This is a genomic window from Janthinobacterium lividum (assembly GCF_034424625.1).
GTDB lineage: Bacteria > Pseudomonadota > Gammaproteobacteria > Burkholderiales > Burkholderiaceae_D > Janthinobacterium > Janthinobacterium lividum.
The window spans coordinates 1,760,103-1,776,530 of sequence record NZ_CP139976.1 but is presented as its reverse complement, the minus strand read 5'-3'; the positions used below and the strand labels follow the sequence as shown (position 1 = coordinate 1,776,530).

Annotated in this window: 15 protein-coding genes; 8 read left to right on the top strand and 7 right to left on the bottom strand. The window is 65.7% G+C overall.

The window, feature by feature from the left end:
* Positions 1-54 precede the first annotated feature (54 nt).
* From U0004_RS08065 to U0004_RS08050, 4 genes are all read right to left on the bottom strand, one after another.
* Positions 55-801: an SDR family oxidoreductase gene (locus tag U0004_RS08065; protein ID WP_070253497.1), complete on the bottom strand. Its 747-nt coding sequence runs from the start codon at positions 799-801 to the stop codon at positions 55-57.
* A 221-nt stretch (positions 802-1,022) separates the two neighbouring features.
* Positions 1,023-1,247, bottom strand: a complete 225-nt coding sequence (locus tag U0004_RS08060) for a hypothetical protein (protein ID WP_070253496.1) — start codon at positions 1,245-1,247, stop codon at positions 1,023-1,025.
* Between the two features lie 12 nt (positions 1,248-1,259).
* Positions 1,260-1,931, bottom strand: a complete 672-nt coding sequence (locus U0004_RS08055; protein ID WP_034782052.1) for a thiol:disulfide interchange protein DsbA/DsbL — start codon at positions 1,929-1,931, stop codon at positions 1,260-1,262.
* Between the two features lie 146 nt (positions 1,932-2,077).
* Positions 2,078-3,613, bottom strand: a complete 1,536-nt coding sequence (locus U0004_RS08050; protein WP_070253495.1) for a TonB-dependent receptor domain-containing protein — start codon at positions 3,611-3,613, stop codon at positions 2,078-2,080.
* A gap of 245 nt (positions 3,614-3,858) precedes the next feature.
* Here U0004_RS08050 and U0004_RS08045 point away from each other — a divergent pair, with 245 nt between their 5' ends.
* Together U0004_RS08045 and U0004_RS08040 are read left to right on the top strand one after the other, a co-directional pair.
* Entirely contained in the window at positions 3,859-6,147 is a 2,289-nt protein-coding gene (locus U0004_RS08045) for a M1 family metallopeptidase (RefSeq protein WP_167468639.1), read from the top strand.
* On the top strand, positions 6,144-7,028 hold the full coding sequence (locus U0004_RS08040) for a hypothetical protein (RefSeq protein ID WP_070253494.1): 885 nt from the start codon (positions 6,144-6,146) through the stop codon (positions 7,026-7,028). The genes U0004_RS08045 and U0004_RS08040 overlap by 4 nt, the downstream gene beginning before the upstream one ends.
* Here U0004_RS08040 and U0004_RS08035 read toward each other — a convergent pair whose 3' ends face one another.
* Positions 7,029-7,919 (bottom strand): LysR family transcriptional regulator, encoded by an 891-nt coding sequence (locus tag U0004_RS08035; protein WP_070253493.1) that lies wholly within the window; start codon positions 7,917-7,919, stop codon positions 7,029-7,031.
* Between the two features lie 113 nt (positions 7,920-8,032).
* Between U0004_RS08035 and U0004_RS08030 the strand changes: the two genes are divergently transcribed.
* Complete coding sequence (locus U0004_RS08030) at positions 8,033-8,836, top strand: DODA-type extradiol aromatic ring-opening family dioxygenase (protein WP_115057432.1); 804 nt, start codon at positions 8,033-8,035, stop codon at positions 8,834-8,836.
* 69 nt (positions 8,837-8,905) lie between these two features.
* On the opposite strand, the gene ylqF is transcribed toward U0004_RS08030, so the two are convergent.
* A complete protein-coding gene (gene ylqF, locus U0004_RS08025; RefSeq protein WP_035825692.1) occupies positions 8,906-9,826 on the bottom strand; it encodes a ribosome biogenesis GTPase YlqF in 921 nt (306 codons plus the stop codon).
* Positions 9,827-10,053: 227 nt separating this feature from the next.
* Between ylqF and U0004_RS08020 the strand changes: the two genes are divergently transcribed.
* Both U0004_RS08020 and U0004_RS08015 read left to right on the top strand, forming a co-directional pair.
* A complete protein-coding gene (locus tag U0004_RS08020) occupies positions 10,054-10,851 on the top strand; it encodes a hypothetical protein (RefSeq protein ID WP_070257585.1) in 798 nt (265 codons plus the stop codon).
* A gap of 155 nt (positions 10,852-11,006) precedes the next feature.
* The gene (locus U0004_RS08015; RefSeq protein WP_070257584.1) at positions 11,007-11,333 is read left to right on the top strand and encodes a hypothetical protein; all 327 of its coding nucleotides are present in this window, start codon (positions 11,007-11,009) and stop codon (positions 11,331-11,333) included.
* A 13-nt stretch (positions 11,334-11,346) separates the two neighbouring features.
* Here U0004_RS08015 and U0004_RS08010 read toward each other — a convergent pair whose 3' ends face one another.
* Positions 11,347-12,273, bottom strand: a complete 927-nt coding sequence (locus U0004_RS08010) for a histone deacetylase family protein (protein ID WP_034782036.1) — start codon at positions 12,271-12,273, stop codon at positions 11,347-11,349.
* 219 nt (positions 12,274-12,492) lie between these two features.
* On the opposite strand from U0004_RS08010, the gene U0004_RS08005 reads away from it, so the two are divergent.
* The 3 genes from U0004_RS08005 to U0004_RS07995 are packed head-to-tail and all read left to right on the top strand — an operon-like array spanning position 12,493 to position 16,423.
* Positions 12,493-13,401: an AAA family ATPase gene (locus U0004_RS08005; RefSeq protein WP_070257583.1), complete on the top strand. Its 909-nt coding sequence runs from the start codon at positions 12,493-12,495 to the stop codon at positions 13,399-13,401.
* A gap of 5 nt (positions 13,402-13,406) precedes the next feature.
* Entirely contained in the window at positions 13,407-14,405 is a 999-nt protein-coding gene (locus U0004_RS08000) for a DUF58 domain-containing protein (RefSeq protein ID WP_070257582.1), read from the top strand.
* Positions 14,402-16,423, top strand: a complete 2,022-nt coding sequence (locus U0004_RS07995) for a transglutaminase TgpA family protein (protein WP_070257581.1) — start codon at positions 14,402-14,404, stop codon at positions 16,421-16,423. Before U0004_RS08000 ends, U0004_RS07995 begins: the two co-directional genes overlap by 4 nt.
* Positions 16,424-16,428: the final 5 nt, after the last annotated feature.

Sequence of the window (16,428 nt, the reverse complement as noted above, 5' to 3'; positions counted from 1 at the left end):
TAATTGGCCCCGCGCTTGAATCACTTGCTTGCAGAAGTTGAAAATGCGTGGAAATCAGCGCCCGCCCGCCACGTCGAGGATGCTGCCCGTCACATAGCTGGCGCCCGGTCCCAGCAGGTACAGGATGGCGTCAGCGATTTCTTCCGGCTGGCCGCCCCGCTGCATGGGCACGCCGGACGCCAGGCGCGCCACCCGTCCCGGTTCGCCGCCGGAAGCGTGGATCTCCGTATAGATGATGCCGGGCCGCACGCCGTTGACGCGGATGCCCTCGGCCGCCACTTCCTTCGCCAGGCCGAGGGTCAGGGTATCGACGGCGCCTTTCGAGGCCGCGTAATCGATGTATTCGCCCGGGGAGCCGAGGCGCGCGGCTGCCGACGACACGTTCACGATGCGCCCGCCCTGCCCGCCGTTGGCCGTCGACATGCGCCGCACGGCCTGCTGGCAGCACAGGAAATAACTGATCACATTGGTGCGCAGCACGCGTTCCAGGCGCTGCACGGAGATATCGGCCAGCCGGCATTTCTGCTCCAGCACGCCCACATTGTTGACCAGCGCCGTGAGCGTCCCCAGGCGCGCATCGACTTCCGCAAACAGCCGTTCCACGTCTTGCGCGTCGCTGACGTCGGCCTGCACGGCGATGGCATCGCCCCCCTCGGCCACGATGCGCGCGCACAGCGCCTCGGCCGCCTGCGCATCGCGCACATAATTGATGCACACGGCATAGCCCTGGCGCGCCGCCAGCTGTGCCGTCGCCGCGCCGATGCCGCGGCTGCTACCGGTAATCAAGATCACTTCCTTCATCGTTCCTCCTGAATGGTTGTGGCTTCATGATACCTGTAAGCTGCAGGCGTAAAAAAGCCCGCGCAAGGCGGGCAGTTTGTCTGTCTATTCCTTATCGTCACAACGCCGGAGAAAATCGTAGCGAGCGGCAGTGATTTGTGGCCGAGAAGCGCAACCGTACTCTAGTACGGTGAGCATCGCCGGCCGCAAAGCGCGACGCGCAGTAGATTTTATCCGGCGTTCTATGACCTGAAATGCGTCATGGCGTAGGCGAGGTGCTGCCACCAGTGCTCGCGCGATTGCACGGACGCCAGGCATTTCGCGTCGACCTCGTTCTTGAACGCGGGGTCCACGCACGCCTTGGTGACCAGCGCATTGCGCTGGTTTTCCACGCTGACGATCGCAATCGCCAGCCACGCCACGAGGGCAAGAGCCAGTGCGCACAAGGTCCAGGGCAGCTGTTTCATGATGCGCTCCGCTTACTTCTTCGCTGGCGCCGGGGCGCGCTCTTTCAGCACGCGCGCCACCAGTTCATCCATCACGCGCAGGGTCGCTGTCTGGGTCTGAGGCTCGGACTGCCCCGGACGCGACAGCTGCGCCGGCGACGTCACGAAGCGGCCATCGATGACGATGGTCGGCGCGCTGTCGATCTTGCTGGCCGTGATCAGCTGTTCATTGCGTTTCAGCTTGGTCTGCACGCCGAAGGAATTGAACATGTCCAGGTATTTCGCCTTGTCGATGCCGTTCTTGACCAGCAGGTCGAGGATGGCGTCATCGCGGTTCAGGCGGTTGCGCTCGACGTGGATGGCGCGGAAGATCTTGTCGTGGAACTGGTCCAGCTGGCCCATCGCTTCCAGGGTGGCATAGGCGTGCGCCTGCGGATCCTTCGGGCCATTGAAGGCCAGGTGGATCCGGCGGAAGGCGATCTTGTCGCCCTGCTTCTTGACCCAGTCGTGCATCAGCGGATCGAGCGCGTAGCAATGCGGGCAGGAATACATGAAGTACTCGACCACTTCCACCTTCTTGCCCGTGTCCGTGCGCACTGGCGTCGGGAGCGTGGTAAAGCCGGTATCGGCCGCCATGGCGCCGCCGGTGGCCGCCACCAGGGTGACGGCGGCAAGCAGGGGACGCAAGAAACGCAGAAAACGCATAATAATCCTTCTTCATAAATGGTCGTGAACGGGGCGAGATTACCACTTTTTGCGCCGGGCGATGAAGCCCGGGCGGAAAAAAACCGTCTTTATCGCCCCGGTTTGCGCCCGCTTAAGCCGCATTTAAGCCCCGCCGCGCCCGCGCCTCAAAAATGGTAGCGCGCCGACACGCGCAGCTGGCGCGCATCCTTGAGATAAATGCTGGAGCGGCAGCCTGGCGCATCGCCGTAATGGCGGCGGTTGGCCAGGTTGCTGCCGGCCAGTTCCAGCTCCCAGGCGCCCAGCTTGCGCACATAGCGCCCGTCCACGGTGGCAAACGCAGGCACTTGCGCCAGGCAGCTGTTGGCGAAATCGGGACCGTAGCGCAGCGCGCGCAGCCATTGCACGCCCATGTCGGCACTGGCGCCGGCCTGTCCCGTCCAGTACAGGCGCAGGCTGGCCAGGGTTTTCGGCACGAGGGCGATATCCGGGCCGTCATAGGCGTAATCGTCATAGCGCGCATGCACTTGCCGCAGTTGCCCGTCGAGGCGCCAGTCGCGCGCCAGCGCCATGCTGGCCTCGATGGCGATGCCGTCGCGGCGCGAGGGGTCGAGGTTGCCCGCAAAGCCCAGCTGGCCCAGGCTCTGGTCGAAAACGATCTGGTTGCTCAGGCGCTCGCTGAACACGCGCACGGAAGCGCTGCGCGCCACGTCGCCGAAGGTGGCGCCCACTTCCATTTCGCGCCGCAGCTGTCCCGCCAGGGGGCGGTAGCCGGCACGGGTATAACCATCGTCGTCGATGCGGTAGCTGCGCGCAGCCTTGGCGTACACGCTCAGTTGCGGGCGCAATTGCAGGCTGCCCTGCACGTCCCAGGCATTCTGGTTTTCCCAGTCGCTGCCGCCGGCGGGCATGTCGGCTGGATCGAGCTGGAACTGTTCATGCCGCAGTCCCAGCAACAGGCGCGGCGCATACAGGCCGCCGAAGGCCAGCTCCTCGCGCAGCAGCAGCGCGCGCGAATACTGGCGGCGCTGCCCATCGCCATCACTGCCCGAGCGCCGCTGCCACTGCATCAGGTCCAGGCCCACTTCCGTATCCGTGCCCACGCCGCCCACCTTGCCGTAATGGCGCAGGCGCGGCGCCAGCTGCCGGCGGCGGCTGCTGTATCTCGATTCGCTGCTGCCCTCCTCGCCCGCATAGTGGGCCGTGGCGCGCTTTTCCCGCTGCGACAGTTCCACGCCCAGCTCGAAACTGCCCACATAGCGCTGCACGAAGGCGCTGACGCGCCGCACTTCATAGCGGTACAGGTCTTCCGGGCGGGCCGCCAGCATGGCCAGGAACGGCGCCTCGGGCGCGGGATAGCTGGTGTCCTGGTTCAGCTGGTCGGCGCTGAAGCCGAAGCGGCCCTGCCGCACCTTCCATTCCGCGCCGCCATTGAAGCCGCGCTGGTGAAACACGCTGCCATCGCGGTAATTGCCATTGCGCAGTCCGTCCATGGCCACATCGAGCGTCATGCCGCCCTGCTCGCGCGACAAGGCGCCGCGCACGCTGTGCTGGCCGCCCTGCGCCAGCTCGGCGGACAAGTCGCCATGCGTGACGCCGGCCGCGCCGCCATCCACGCCATCCTGCGCGCACGCCGGCATGGCCAGGGCGCACAGCAGCAAGGCGCGCACGGCAATGGTCAGGACGGGAGGAGCAGGCATCATGGCGGCAGGCTTGAGGCGTCATCGCGGCGCGGACGCACGCTGGTGGGACGGGGGGATGGCAAAAGCGAATCATTATACGCACGGCGCGCGGCGCCGCAAGCGCCGGCCCGATGGTACTTTCCATATGCCAATATTTTATTGGTGATTTGGCATTTTTGTAGGTATATTAAGCTGCGCCCGGCGATCCTGGGCGCAGCCGACTGCATTTAAAAATCAACAATAAGAAGTCACTGTGGGAGTCACGCATGGAAAGTCGTAGCACAACGCGCCAGGGGCCGCCAAGTCCCCGCGGCACGCGCCGCAGCATTGGTTTTTTTCCCATCTCGGGCAAGCTCAAAGCCCTCTCCATCGCCGCCCTGCTGCTGGCCGGCCTGGCCCTGCAGGCCGACCTGTTCGCCCAGCCGGGCCAAGGCAAGGCGGCCAGCGCGCCCACGCCGCTGGCGCCGTCCGCCGACGGCATCGCCCTGGCGTCGCCGCACGCTTCCGCCGTCAGCACGCCCAGCGCCAGCAACGCCTGGGGCGGTGCGCGCACGGGCGCGCAAGCGACCCTGTCGGACCGCGTGGTCGATTACCAGATCGAAGCGACGCTCGATCCCGTCAAGCACACCATAGCCGGCCAGCAGAAACTACGCTGGCGCAACCGCAGCGCACAAGCCGTCAGCAGCGTCTACCTGCACCTGTACCTGAACGCGTTCGAAGGCGAGCATTCGACCTTCTTCACCGAGAAGCGCAAGCTCGATACGGGCTTCCGCTCGGGCGTCGACACGCGCGACGGCGAATGGGGCTACATCGAACTGCGCAGCATGACGCAGAACGGCGCCAAGGCGCCCTGGCATTTCGTCCAGCCCGACAACGGCCCGGCCACCGACCGCACCGTGGTGCGCGTCGACTTGCCGCAGGCCGTCGCGCCGGGCGCCGAGACGACGCTCGACATCCGCTTCTTCGACCAGCTGCCGCGCGTCATCGCGCGCACCGGCTATTTCGGCAGCTTCCACCTGGTGGGCCAGTGGTTCCCCAAGATCGCGGTGCTGGAATTGCCCGGCGAACGGGGCGCCACCGCGCCGCGCTGGAATGCGCATGAATTCCACCTCAATTCGGAGTTCTACGCCAATTTCGGCAACTATGACGTGAAGCTGACCGTGCCCAAGGAGTACACGGTGGGCGCCACGGGCGAGCTGCAAGGCGCGCCGCAGGAAAAGAACGGCATGCTCACGCATCACTATGTGCAGGGCGACGTGCACGATTTCGCCTGGACGGCCGACAAGCGCAGCGCGCAGCCGTTGACGGGCAGCTGGAGCGGCCCCGGCAGTCCGCCGGTGGCCATCAAGGTGCTGTACCCGCCCGAATACGCATCGAACGCGGCGCCGGCGCTGCAGGCGGCCAAGGATGCGCTCACGTATTTCTCGCGCACCCTGGGCCCGTATCCGTACAAGACCCTGACGGTGGTGATCCCGCCGTTCAATGCGGCCGAAGCGGGCGGCATGGAATATCCGACCTTCATCACGGCCTCGAGCTACGCCAACCTGCAGCCGAAGACCATACCCGAATTCGGCCTCGATTTCGTCACCATCCATGAATTCGGCCATGGCTATTTCTATGGCATCCTGGCGTCGAACGAATTCGAGGAACCCCTTCTCGACGAAGGCTTGAACGAATACTGGGACCAGCGCATGCTGCGCGCGCGCGGCCAGCACATCCACGCCACCACGCCCCTGCTCAAGCGCCTGGGCTTCGATCCCGTCTTCAAGGTCTTCGAATTCGAACGCATGGCCGCACCGCGCCAGGATGCGGCAGATCCGCTGGGCCAGAATGCGTGGGACCGCCTGCAGGGCGTGGGGCCCGTCTACAGCCGCACGGCCATCACCATGCGCGACCTGGAAGCGCGCATCGGCAGCGAAGCCATGGAACGGGGCTTCAAGGCCTACTACGAACAGTGGAAATTCCGCCACCCGAGCGTGGCCGACCTGCGCGAAACGCTGGCCGAGGCGACGGGCCAGCGGCGCATCGTGGAACAGGTCTTCGCGCAGCAAGTCTATGCCAGCGCGAATATCGACGACCGCATCGGCATCTTCACCAGCGAAGAGCAGACGCCCCTGGCCGGCATGGCACTGGTGAACGGCAAACGCGTGGAGCATACGGCCGAAGCGCTGGAAAAAGAGGAGAAAAAGGTACGCGAGGCGTGGGACAAGGCGCATCCGGACGCCAAGCCGGGCACGGGACCGTATCCTTATCTCACCAGCGTGGTCCTGCGCCGCCGCGGCGCGCCCGTGCCGCAGGTGCTGCTGGTGAAGTTCGCCGACGGCACGTCCGAACGCGTGGTCTGGGATAACGAGCAGCTGTGGCAGCGCTACACCTGGAGCAAGCCCGTGAAGGCCGTCTCGGCCGAACTGGACCCCGACCGCGTGCACTACCTCGACGTCAACAAGCTCGATGACAGCCGCACCTTGAAGGCAGACAAATCCGCCTCGCAGCGCTGGAGCTTCGACCTTGCCGCCGCCTTCCAATACCTCCTTTCCCTGATTGCCATCGTATGAGCGCCACTTCCACGACACGGGCCAGCGGCCTGACCCGGACCACGCGCGCCAGCCGCGCCGCCCTGCAATGGCGCTTGCTGCTGCTGTGGGCGGGCCTGCTGCTGATCCCCGCCATCCTTGCCGTCATTCCCCTCTGGCGCACCTTGAACGCCAGCCTCGATAACGCCGTGCATGCGGCGGCCCTGGCGCACCAGCTCGACCTGATGACCCTGGCCGACCTGGTGGCCAATGCGGGACGCAACGGCGCCGCCATCAGCCAGGCCGCCATCACGGGCATCGTGCTGGCCTTGCTGCTGTCGCCGCTGCTGAGCGGCCTGGTGGTGACGGCCGCGCGCGCGCCTGCGCCACCCGGCTTCGGTCCCCTGCTGACGGGCGCATTCAGCGAATACGGCCGCATGCTGCGCATGCTGCTGTGGAGCATCGTGCCGCTGGGCCTGGCGCTGACGATCGGCGCCGGCGCGCTGAAACTGGCCGACAAGCACGCGGCGAAAGCCATCCTGGAAGCCGATGCGGACCTGGCCCGTCACCTGGCCTTGCTGTTGACGGGTTTGCTGTTCCTGCTGGCCTGCGCCACGCTCGACGCCGGCCGCGCGGCCCTGGCCGTCGACCGTCGCCGCACCTCGGCCGTCAAGGCATGGTGGCGGGGCCTCGGCATGCTGCGCCGGCGTCCGCTGGCCAGCCTGGCCATCTACCTCGTCATCACCGTGCTGGGACTGGCGCTGTATGCGCTGCTGGGCGTGGCGCGCCTGAACCTGGCCGCGCCCGGCCCGCTGGCCATCGTGGCCGGCCTGCTGGTGACGCAGCTGGCGGCGCTGGTGCTGGCATGGATGCGCAGCGCCCGCCTGTTCGCGCTGATCGACGTCAAGCGCTCGCTCGCGTAATCAACTCCCCAGACGCCCCTCATCGGCGAGAAAGTCGATGAAGGTGCGCACCTTCGACGACAGGTAGCGGCGGCTCGTGTAGACGGCATACACGCTGCCGCCCGCCAGCTTGAAATCGTCGAAGAGGCGCACCAGCCGCCCCGCCGCCAGGTTCGCATCCGTCTGCCACGACGGCAGCAGGGCGATGCCCATGCCGTCGAGCGCGGCCGCGTGCAGCAGGCTTTCGTTATTGCATTGCAGGACGGGCGAGAACTTCACCGTCTCGCGCCCCTGTACCCCGTCGAAGGCCAGCTCATTGCCGTTCGCCAACAAGGAATAGCTGATCATGGCGTGCCGCGCCAGGTCCTGCGGCAGGTGCGGGTGACCCGCACGCGCCAGATAGGCTGGCGCGGCCACCAGGTGGAATTCGATGCTGCCGATGGGCCGCGCGATCAGGGTCGGTGATGGCGCCTGGCTCACGCGCAGGGCCAGGTCGAAACCTTCCTCCACCAGGTTCACCACTCTTCCGCTCAAATCGATGTCGAACGTGACTTCCGGAAAGCGTTCGCGGTAGGCGGCCAGGGTGCGCGTAAAGATGGCGTTGGCGAACCAGACGGGCGCGCTCAGGCGCAGCATGCCGCGCGGCACCACCGTCGTGCGGCCGACCGTCGCTTCCACCTCGTCGAGATTGTCGAGCATGTCGCGGCACTGTTCAAAATACACCTTGCCGATTTCCGTCAGGCTCAGGTGGCGGCTGCTGCGGTTCAGCAAGCGCGCGCCCAGGTGGCGCTCCAGGTGCATCACGTGCTTGCTGACCATGGCCGGCGACAGGTCGAGGCGCTCGCTGGCGCGCACGAAACTGTCGAGCTCCACCACGGCGCGAAACACGCGCATGCTGCGCAAGGTATCCATACCCATCCAATCATCAACAAATTGGAAATGATATATCAATAATAGCGATCTTGATCAACTGACTGCGCATGACTATCATGGTCCCATCGTTAGCCATTCCCCCAGGAGCCGCCATGCAAGAGCACACCTTCCCCACGTATTTCCTGTCGCACGGCGGCGGCCCGTGGCCGTTCATGAAAGACCAGTTCGGCGGCCGCTACGACGTGCTGGAAGCATCGCTGCAGGATATTCCGCGCCAGATCGGCGCGCGACCGACAGCCGTGCTGGTCGTCACGGCACACTGGGAAGGGCCGCAATTTCTCGTCTCGGCCAGCCCACGGCCGGGCATGATCTATGATTATTCGGGCTTTCCGCCGCATACGTACCAGATCCAGTACCCGGCGCCCGGCGCGCCGGAACTGGCGGCGCAGGTCAAACAGTTGCTCGACGCGGCTGGCCATCCGGCGCGCCTCGACCACGAGCGGGGTTTCGACCACGGCACCTTCAGCGCCCTGTTCCCCATCTACCCGCAGGCCGACATGCCGCTGGTGCAGCTGTCGCTGAAACACGGCTACGACCCGCTCACGCACATCGAGGTGGGACGCGCGCTGGCCAGCCTGCGCCGGCAAGGCGTGCTGATACTCGGCAGCGGCCTGTCTTACCATAACCTGCGCCAGTTCGGCCAGGCGGGCGCCGTCGCCTCGCACCAGTTCGACGCCTGGCTGCGACAGGCCATGGCCTTGCCGCCAGAACAAAGGCTGGCGCAATTGCTGGCCTGGGACCAGGCGCCGGGCGCGCGCCAGGCCCATCCGCAGGAAGACCATCTGCTGCCGCTGATGGTGGCGCTGGGCGCGGCCGAGCAGGAAGCGGCGCAGGTGGTGTACCACGAGGAGAATTTCTTTGGGGCGCTGGCGGTGACCAGTTTCAAATTCGGATAATCGGATAGCGCATGAAAAAAGCGCCGCGACATTGCTGTCGCGGCGCTTTTTTCATGGTGAAGCGGTTACTTACGTGCCGCGCTTGCCGCGCGCCGCATTCTTCGCCTTCTCGGCGGCGATCTCCGCTGCCTTGGCCGCTTTTTCCGCCATCTCGGCCGCGTGCTGGGCCAGCAGGGCCGCGCGCGTGTCCGGCGTTTCCAGCGAAATGCGTCCCAGGATGCCGCTGCGGTAGTCGAGCAGCAGGGTGTGCGACGCTTTCTCGAAATCGTAATCGCCGCCCTTGATGCGGAAACCGCGCTTGGCGGCGATGCCTTCGACCACGCCGATGGCGTCGACTTCATCGACCTTGGTGCCATAGCGGGTTGCCAGCAAGTCCGGGTAGCGCTTGAGCAATTCCTCGGCCAGGAATACGGCCACTTCCTCTTCGATCAGCGCGTTCGAGCCGATCGCGTGGCTGGCCGCCAGCATCAGGCCGTCGCTGGGGATGGCGATCTTCGGCCACAGCATGCCGGGCGTGTCGACCAAAATCGTGTTCTTGTCCAGGTACAGCTTTTGCTGCATTTTGGTGACGGCCGGCTCGTCGCCCACCTTGGCCACGCGCTTTTTCAGCAGCGCGTTCATCAGGGTCGATTTGCCCACGTTGGGGATGCCCATGATCATGATGCGCAGCGGCTTCGTCGGCACGCCGCGGTGCGGCGCCAGCGATTTGGCCAGGTCCGGAATGCGCGCCACGTCGCCCGGCTTCTTGGTCGTCATCGCATATGCGGTCACGCCTTCCTGGGCATTGAAATAGGCCACCCAGGCGGCAGTGGCGGCAGGATCGGCCAGGTCGGTCTTGTTGAGGATTTTCAGGCAAGGACGCTGGCGGAACAGGCGCAGCTCGTCCACCATGGGATTGCAGCTGGCTGCCGGCAGGCGCGCGTCCACCACTTCAATCACCAGATCGGTGTTTTCCATGGTCTCGGCCGCTTTCTTGCGGGCCGCGTTCATATGTCCTGGGTACCATTGTATCGCCATGCTCTTGCTTTCAAAATCGTTCGGTCAATCCGCTATTTTACGTGGTTGCCGCCCCGACGTCCCATTTTCCGCCGCCAGCGCCAGCCGTGCGACACGAACGAGACAATTGGTGATAATTTGGCAGTTACATGAATGATAAGATTCGCAGTCCGTCCAGCCTGGCCGGTTCCCCATCGCACGCTTAACCTGACACGCATTCCATGCACTTTTCCCGCTTTTGCCTCCTCGCCTCCCTGTATGCCTGCCTGCTGCCTGCCATGGCCCAGGAAAAACCGGCGGCACCAGGCGACGCGGCAAACCAGGAAATGCAGCAGATCGTCGACGTGCAAAGCACGCGCGATCCCGACCTGCGTCCCTACCGCACCATGCTCAAGGGGCTCGACGCGTATGCCGATCACCAGCGCCTGGCGCCGGGCGCGCCGCTGCGCTTCATGCTGATTCCCGCCACACCCCAGGCCAGGCTCGATGGCGTGACCCTGCACCTGTCGGCCGATAACCTGTCGATCCCCGTGCCGCTGGCAGCGGACGGCGGCTTCACCTTGTCGCGCGACAAGACCGCCTACGATGCGAATGCCGACCTGGTCAGCAACAAGAAGCGCGACACCTTGCGCTGGCGCGCCGACATCCACACGCCGGGCCTGCCACAGAATGTGCGCCGCCTGGGCGACCTGCGCCTGGAATGTGAAATCCGCTGGGCCGTCGAGCAGGATGAATTGTCCTTTGTCCGGCGCAACCTGTTCCGCCTGGCGGGCGGACCGTGCCACTCGTCGCTGATCCACGTGCCGTTTCCCGTGGCCCGCAAGCTGCTTGCCGTGCAGGCGCGCTCGGGCGAGCGCACGCTGGACATCCGCGTCACGGAAGACCGGCAGCGCTATGTGCCGCCGCTGCATGACGTGAACTGGGACGACAATACCCTGCTCACCCTGACCTACGCCGACGACGGAAAAATGGCCGGAGCCGCCCCGGCTGCGCCCTTGCAGGCGGCGCAGCACCAGTAAGGCGCACCCGGAAAGCCAGGTCAATTATTTCCACATGGATTCTTATATTTACTGAAAGAAACAAAAAAGTATGCTCTAATATCGCCTCTTAAATGAAAAGCAATTATTTCCAGGCTGGCTCCCGCCAGGGAAATATGCGATGGGGATAGTTCGATATGATGATGGAACACACTGGCACGGCGCCCAAGCGCGTGCCGCGCAATGACTGGAAGAAAGAATGCCGGCAATTGCAGGGACAAGTGGCGCAGCTGGAAGAGCGGTTGAAGCGCCAGAGCGCCGACAGCTATGGCTTGCAAGTGCTGTATGACCAGCTGGTCAATGAAATCAAGCACCACCGCGACATGTTGCAGCTCGACAGCTTCGACGCGGATAAATCATCGCTCGTCTACACGCAAGCCTGGCGCCGCTTCATGGCTGGCGACGCGCTCGACTACCAGACGCACCGCCACACGAATTCCCGCAGCCGGCCCACCTTGCTGTAGTAACCCTGCCCCCTTACAGCTCCGCCAGCGCCTTCACGTGCGCGGCCACGCTGCGGCCCAGGGACGACAGGTTGTAGCCCCCTTCCAGGCAGCTGACGATGCGGCCCTTGCCATACTGCCTGGCCACGGCCATCATTTGCTGCGTCATCCACGTGTAGTCGGCCTCCACCAGGCCCATGCCGCCCACGTCGTCTTCGCGGTGGGCATCGAAACCGGCGGAAATGAAAATCATCTGCGGCTGCTGCCGGTGCAGCGCGGGCAGCCAATGGTCGAGCACCAACTGGCGCACGGCATCGCCTTTCGAGCGGGCCGGCACGGGCACGTTGACGCGCGTGTCCGTATACGATTCCACGTCGCTGTACGGATAGAACGGGTGCTGGAAAAAGCTGACCATCAGGATGCGCGGGTCGTGCGCCACGGACTCGGCCGTGCCATTGCCATGGTGCACATCGAAGTCGACGATGGCGACCCGTTCCAGCCCGCGCACGTCGAGCGCATGCTTGGCGGCGATGGCGATATTATTGAACAGGCAGAAACCCATGGGTTCGCTGGGACGCGCATGGTGGCCAGGCGGGCGGATCGCGCAAAAGGCGTTGCTGATCTCGCCGTCGATGACGGCATCGGTGGCTGCCACGGCCGAGCCTGCCGCCGCCAGCGCCGCGTCGTAGCTGTGCGCGTTGAGCAGGGTGTCGCCATCGAGCGGGTAATAGTCGCCCGCCGGCGGCACGTTGTCGCGCACGAGGCCGATGGCCGTGGCGCTATGGTTGCGCTCGATATCGGACAATTGCGCGCGCACGCCGTCGCGGTGCTCGACCAGGTCGCTGATATGCGCCAGGATCAATTGATCGTTGATGGCCTGCAAGCGGGCCGGCGATTCGGGATGCCAGTCGCCCATTTCATGGCGCTGGCAATCGGGATGGGTATAAATGGCTGTGCTCATGCGCTGTACTGGTTACCTCTGTCTCTGTCCATTCTCTGTGCATACTGGAACACTGCATGGCATTCCTGTTCGCCCTGCGCGTTCTCGCATAAAATCACTGGCTGGTCTGTGCCGCCGCTGCACTAATCTACCACGTGCGCGGCACGGGCGGGCGGCACGGCTTGACCTGGCCAAAGCGATTGTAAATTAAATAATCCGTCTTACTGTGATAGAAATAGCATGTTTTCGAAAATACACCAGGCCGCACGGCAGATCGGCGAAGTTCTCGTCGGCAAACAATTGCAGATCCGCCAGACCCTCGCCTGCGTGCTGGCAGGCGGCCACCTGCTGATCGAAGACGTGCCCGGCGTGGGCAAGACGACCCTGGCCCACGCGCTGGCCATCTCGCTGGGCCTGCAATGGAAGCGCCAGCAATTTACCAGCGACCTGTTGCCTGCCGACGTGGCCGGTATGAGCGTGTATGACCGGGGCAGTGGCAGTTTCATCTTCCACCCTGGCCCCCTGTTTACCCAGGTGCTGCTGGCCGACGAGATCAACCGCGCCACGCCGAAGACGCAATCGGGCTTGCTCGAAGCGATGGAAGAGCGGCAAGTGAGTCTCGATGGCGTCACGCGCGCCCTGCCGCAGCCGTTTTTCGTCATCGCCACGCAGAACTGCGCGCACCAGCTGGGCACCTTCCCCCTGCCCGAGTCGCAGCTCGACCGTTTTCTCATGTGCGTCACCCTGGGCTACCCCGATGCGGCCGCCGAACGGGAACTGCTGCTGGGCGCCGACCGCCGCGCCATGCTGCAAACCTTGCCGGCCGTGATGAACGCGGAAGAATTGCTGCAGGCGCAAGCGGACCTGCGCGCCATCCACGCCTCGCCTGCCGTCGTCGACTACGTGCTGGCCCTCGTGCATGCCACCCGTGCGCCGGGCGTGTTTGCCGATGGCCTGAGCCCGCGCGCCGCGCTGGCCTTGCTGCAGGCGGCGCGCGCCTGGGCCGCCTTGGCCGGACGCGACCACGTCACGCCCGACGATGTGCAAGCCGTACTCATTCCCGTCTGCGCCCACCGCCTGCATGCCGCGCAAGGGTCCACGGACAGCCGCAGCCTGCTGCAGCAATTGCTGCTGGCGACACCCGTCTGACAGCCGTGCGCCTGCGCGATATCCGATGGCTGCCGGCGCGCCCCTGGCTGGGCGCGCAGCGCGTGCACATCCGCCCCTCGCGCGCGGGCCTGGCCTTTGCCGCGCTGCTGCTGGCGCTGTGGATCGCCGCCGTCAATTACCATCTGGGCCTGGGCTACGCGCTGACGTATTTCGCGGCCGCCTGCGCCATCGCCGACATGCTGTTTGCCAGCCGCAACCTGGCGGGCCTGGCGCTGGCCGCCACGCCGGGCGAGCCCGTGTTCGCGGGCAGCCAGGCCACGTTCACCTTGCGCCTGATCAACCGCAGCACGCGCCCGCGCCATGCGATCCGGCTGGCCGTGATCAATTCCACTGCAGCACCCGGCCAGGCAGATATCGCCGCCTACGGGGAAACGTCCGTCAGCATCGTCGTGGCGGCGCGGCAACGCGGCTGGCTCGATGCGCCCTCCATGCGCCTGTCCGGCAGTTTCCCGCTGGGCCTGTTTATTGCCTGGTGCCATTGGCAACCCGAAGCGCGCTTGCTCGTATATCCGCAGCCCGAGCAGAACGCGCCGCCGCTGCCCTTGCCGGCCGGCACGGTGCAACAGCCGCAGCAAACACAACAATTACGCTCCTCCGGCGGCGCCCTGGAACTGGCGGGCGTGCACGCCTACCAGCCCGGCGATCCCTTGCACCGCCTGGCCTGGCGCCAGATCGCCCGGCATGATGGCGAGCATTTATTCAGCAAGCAATTCCAGCCTGCCGCCGACGCACAGACGGGCGCAGCCCGTGGCAGCATCGTGTTCGATCATGCCGCCCTGCACGCGCTGGCGCCGGAAGCGCGCCTGTCGCGCCTGGCCGCCTGGGTGCTGCAGGCGGAACGCACGGGCTTGCCGTATGGTTTGCGCCTGGGCACGCTGACTCTGGCGCCTGCCTTGGGCGCCAGCCAGCGCGACGCCTGCCTGCGCGCGCTGGCCCTGCATGATGTGCCGCACGATTTGCCACAGGATGAGGCCATGGCATGAGGCAATGGCTGGCCAACTTGCCGCGTGACAAGGCCGACATCCTGCTGCTGTTGCTGGCCGCCGCCATGGTGCTGGCGCCGCACGCGCTGCACCTGCCCCCGTGGCTGTCGGCCGCCGCTGCCGCGCCGCTGCTGTGGCGCGCCGTCATCACCGTGCGGGGCCGGCGCCAGCCTCAGCTAGCTGTGCTCGCGCCGCTGGCTTTGCTGGGCATCGCCGCCGTCTACGCCAGCTATGGCACACTGCTGGGACGCGATGCGGGCGTGGCCATGCTGGTCTTGCTGTTGGCCTTGAAATCGCTGGAAATGCATGGCCGGCGCGACATCTTCGTCTTTGTCTTCCTCGGTTTTTTCCTCCTGCTGGCAAACTTCTTTCATGCGCAAGGCATCCTCAGCGCCGCCTGGATGCTGGCCACCGTCATCGTCTTGCTGGCCTGCCTGTTGTCGGCCCAGTACGGCGCCGTGCAACCGCGCCTGGCGCAAAGGCTGGGCTTGCTGGGACGCATGCTGGCGCTGGCCATTCCCCTGTCGGCCCTGATGTTTCTTGCCGTGCCACGCATCGACGGCCCCCTGTGGGGCACGGCACAAGAAGGCCCGCAGGCGCGCACGGGCTTGTCCGACAGCATGCAGCCGGGCGCCATCGCCTCGCTGGCCCTGTCAAGCGAACCCGTCTTTACTGCCGATTTCAGCACAGCTATCCCGCCGCAAGACCAGTTGTATTGGCGCGGCGTGGTGCTGGGCGACTACGATGGCGCCACTTGGACGCGCAGGGGCGCCGGCCGGCGCACGCCTGCCGGCGACAGCCGGATAGACATCGCGCTGGAAGGCCAGCCCAGCCAGTACGAAGTGACGTTGCAAGCGAGCGGCCAGCGGCGCATCTTCGCGCTCGACGTGCCGCGCAGCATTGAACGCTTGCCCGGCAATCCGTATGTCGTGTCGTCCGCGCTGGAAGTGCTGACCGTACAACCCATTACTTCGACCGTGCGTTACCGCGCCAGTTCCCAGCCCAGCTACCGGCTGCAGGCAGGCTTGTCGGTCGCGCAGCAACAGCCATGGCTGGCCTTGCCTGCTGGCAGCAATCCGCGCAGCGTGGCCTGGGCCCGCGCATTGCGCGGCCATGGCGCGCAGGCGCTGGCGCCCGCCGACGCCATCGCCGCCGTGTTGCAGCACTTCCGCCGTGCGCCCTTCCGCTACACCTTGCAGCCACCGCTGCTGGGCAAGCATGGCGTCGATGACTTCCTGTTCACCACGCAGGCGGGCTTTTGCGAACATTACGCCGGCAGCTTTGTCGTGCTGATGCGTGCCATGGACATACCCGCGCGCGTCGTCACGGGCTACCAGGGCGGCCTGCGCAACGGGACAGGCAACAACTTGAGCGTGCGCCAGTCAGACGCCCATGCCTGGAGCGAAGTGTGGCTGGCGGGCCGGGGCTGGGTGCGCATCGATCCCACCAGCGCCGTCGCGCCCCTGCGCACGGAGCGCAACCTTGATGCCGCCCTGCCGCCGGCCCCGTCGCCGCTGACGGCATGGCGCGCCCTGGCCGGCCTCGATGGCGGCGCGCACGGGGCGGTTGCCGCGTGGCGCCAGCAATGGCAGCAAGCCGAGCACGCCTGGAGCAGCTGGGTGCTCGACACCTCGCCGCAACGCCAGCGCGCCATCCTCGATGGCTTGAAAAACGTGCCAGCGAAAAAGCTGGCACTCGCTTGTGCCGTATTGGCCCTGCTGTGCGCCCTGGCGGGCGTACTGGTCTGGTGGTGGCAAGCCCGGCAAGGCGATCCGCTCGACATCCTGTACGGGCAATTTTGCCGCCAGCAGGCGCGGCGCGGCTACAGCCGTGCGCCGCATGAAGGCCCGCACGGTTATGCTGCCCGGCTGGCCGCGGGCAAGGCCACACAAGAGGCGCACGCCGCCATCGCACAGTTTCTGGCAATCTATGCCGCGATGAAGTATGGTAATGCCAACCCAGACGAACAACTCCGCGCGCGGCGCAGCTTGCGCCGCCTGTTAACCCAATGCCGATGAGACGC

Excerpts from the sequence above, each read along its gene's own strand:
- U0004_RS08065 (WP_070253497.1), bottom strand. The coding sequence starts at position 801 with ATGAAGGAAGTGATCTTGATTACCGGTAGCAGCCGCGGCATCGGCGCG.
- U0004_RS08060 (WP_070253496.1), bottom strand. The coding sequence starts at position 1,247 with ATGAAACAGCTGCCCTGGACCTTGTGCGCACTGGCTCTTGCCCTCGTG.
- U0004_RS08055 (WP_034782052.1), bottom strand. The coding sequence starts at position 1,931 with ATGCGTTTTCTGCGTTTCTTGCGTCCCCTGCTTGCCGCCGTCACCCTG.
- U0004_RS08050 (WP_070253495.1), bottom strand. The coding sequence starts at position 3,613 with ATGATGCCTGCTCCTCCCGTCCTGACCATTGCCGTGCGCGCCTTGCTG.
- U0004_RS08045 (WP_167468639.1), top strand. The coding sequence starts at position 3,859 with ATGGAAAGTCGTAGCACAACGCGCCAGGGGCCGCCAAGTCCCCGCGGC.
- U0004_RS08040 (WP_070253494.1), top strand. The coding sequence starts at position 6,144 with ATGAGCGCCACTTCCACGACACGGGCCAGCGGCCTGACCCGGACCACG.
- U0004_RS08035 (WP_070253493.1), bottom strand. The coding sequence starts at position 7,919 with ATGGATACCTTGCGCAGCATGCGCGTGTTTCGCGCCGTGGTGGAGCTC.
- U0004_RS08030 (WP_115057432.1), top strand. The coding sequence starts at position 8,033 with ATGCAAGAGCACACCTTCCCCACGTATTTCCTGTCGCACGGCGGCGGC.
- ylqF (WP_035825692.1), bottom strand. The coding sequence starts at position 9,826 with ATGAACGCGGCCCGCAAGAAAGCGGCCGAGACCATGGAAAACACCGAT.
- U0004_RS08020 (WP_070257585.1), top strand. The coding sequence starts at position 10,054 with ATGCACTTTTCCCGCTTTTGCCTCCTCGCCTCCCTGTATGCCTGCCTG.
- U0004_RS08015 (WP_070257584.1), top strand. The coding sequence starts at position 11,007 with ATGATGATGGAACACACTGGCACGGCGCCCAAGCGCGTGCCGCGCAAT.
- U0004_RS08010 (WP_034782036.1), bottom strand. The coding sequence starts at position 12,273 with ATGAGCACAGCCATTTATACCCATCCCGATTGCCAGCGCCATGAAATG.
- U0004_RS08005 (WP_070257583.1), top strand. The coding sequence starts at position 12,493 with ATGTTTTCGAAAATACACCAGGCCGCACGGCAGATCGGCGAAGTTCTC.
- U0004_RS07995 (WP_070257581.1), top strand. The coding sequence starts at position 14,402 with ATGAGGCAATGGCTGGCCAACTTGCCGCGTGACAAGGCCGACATCCTG.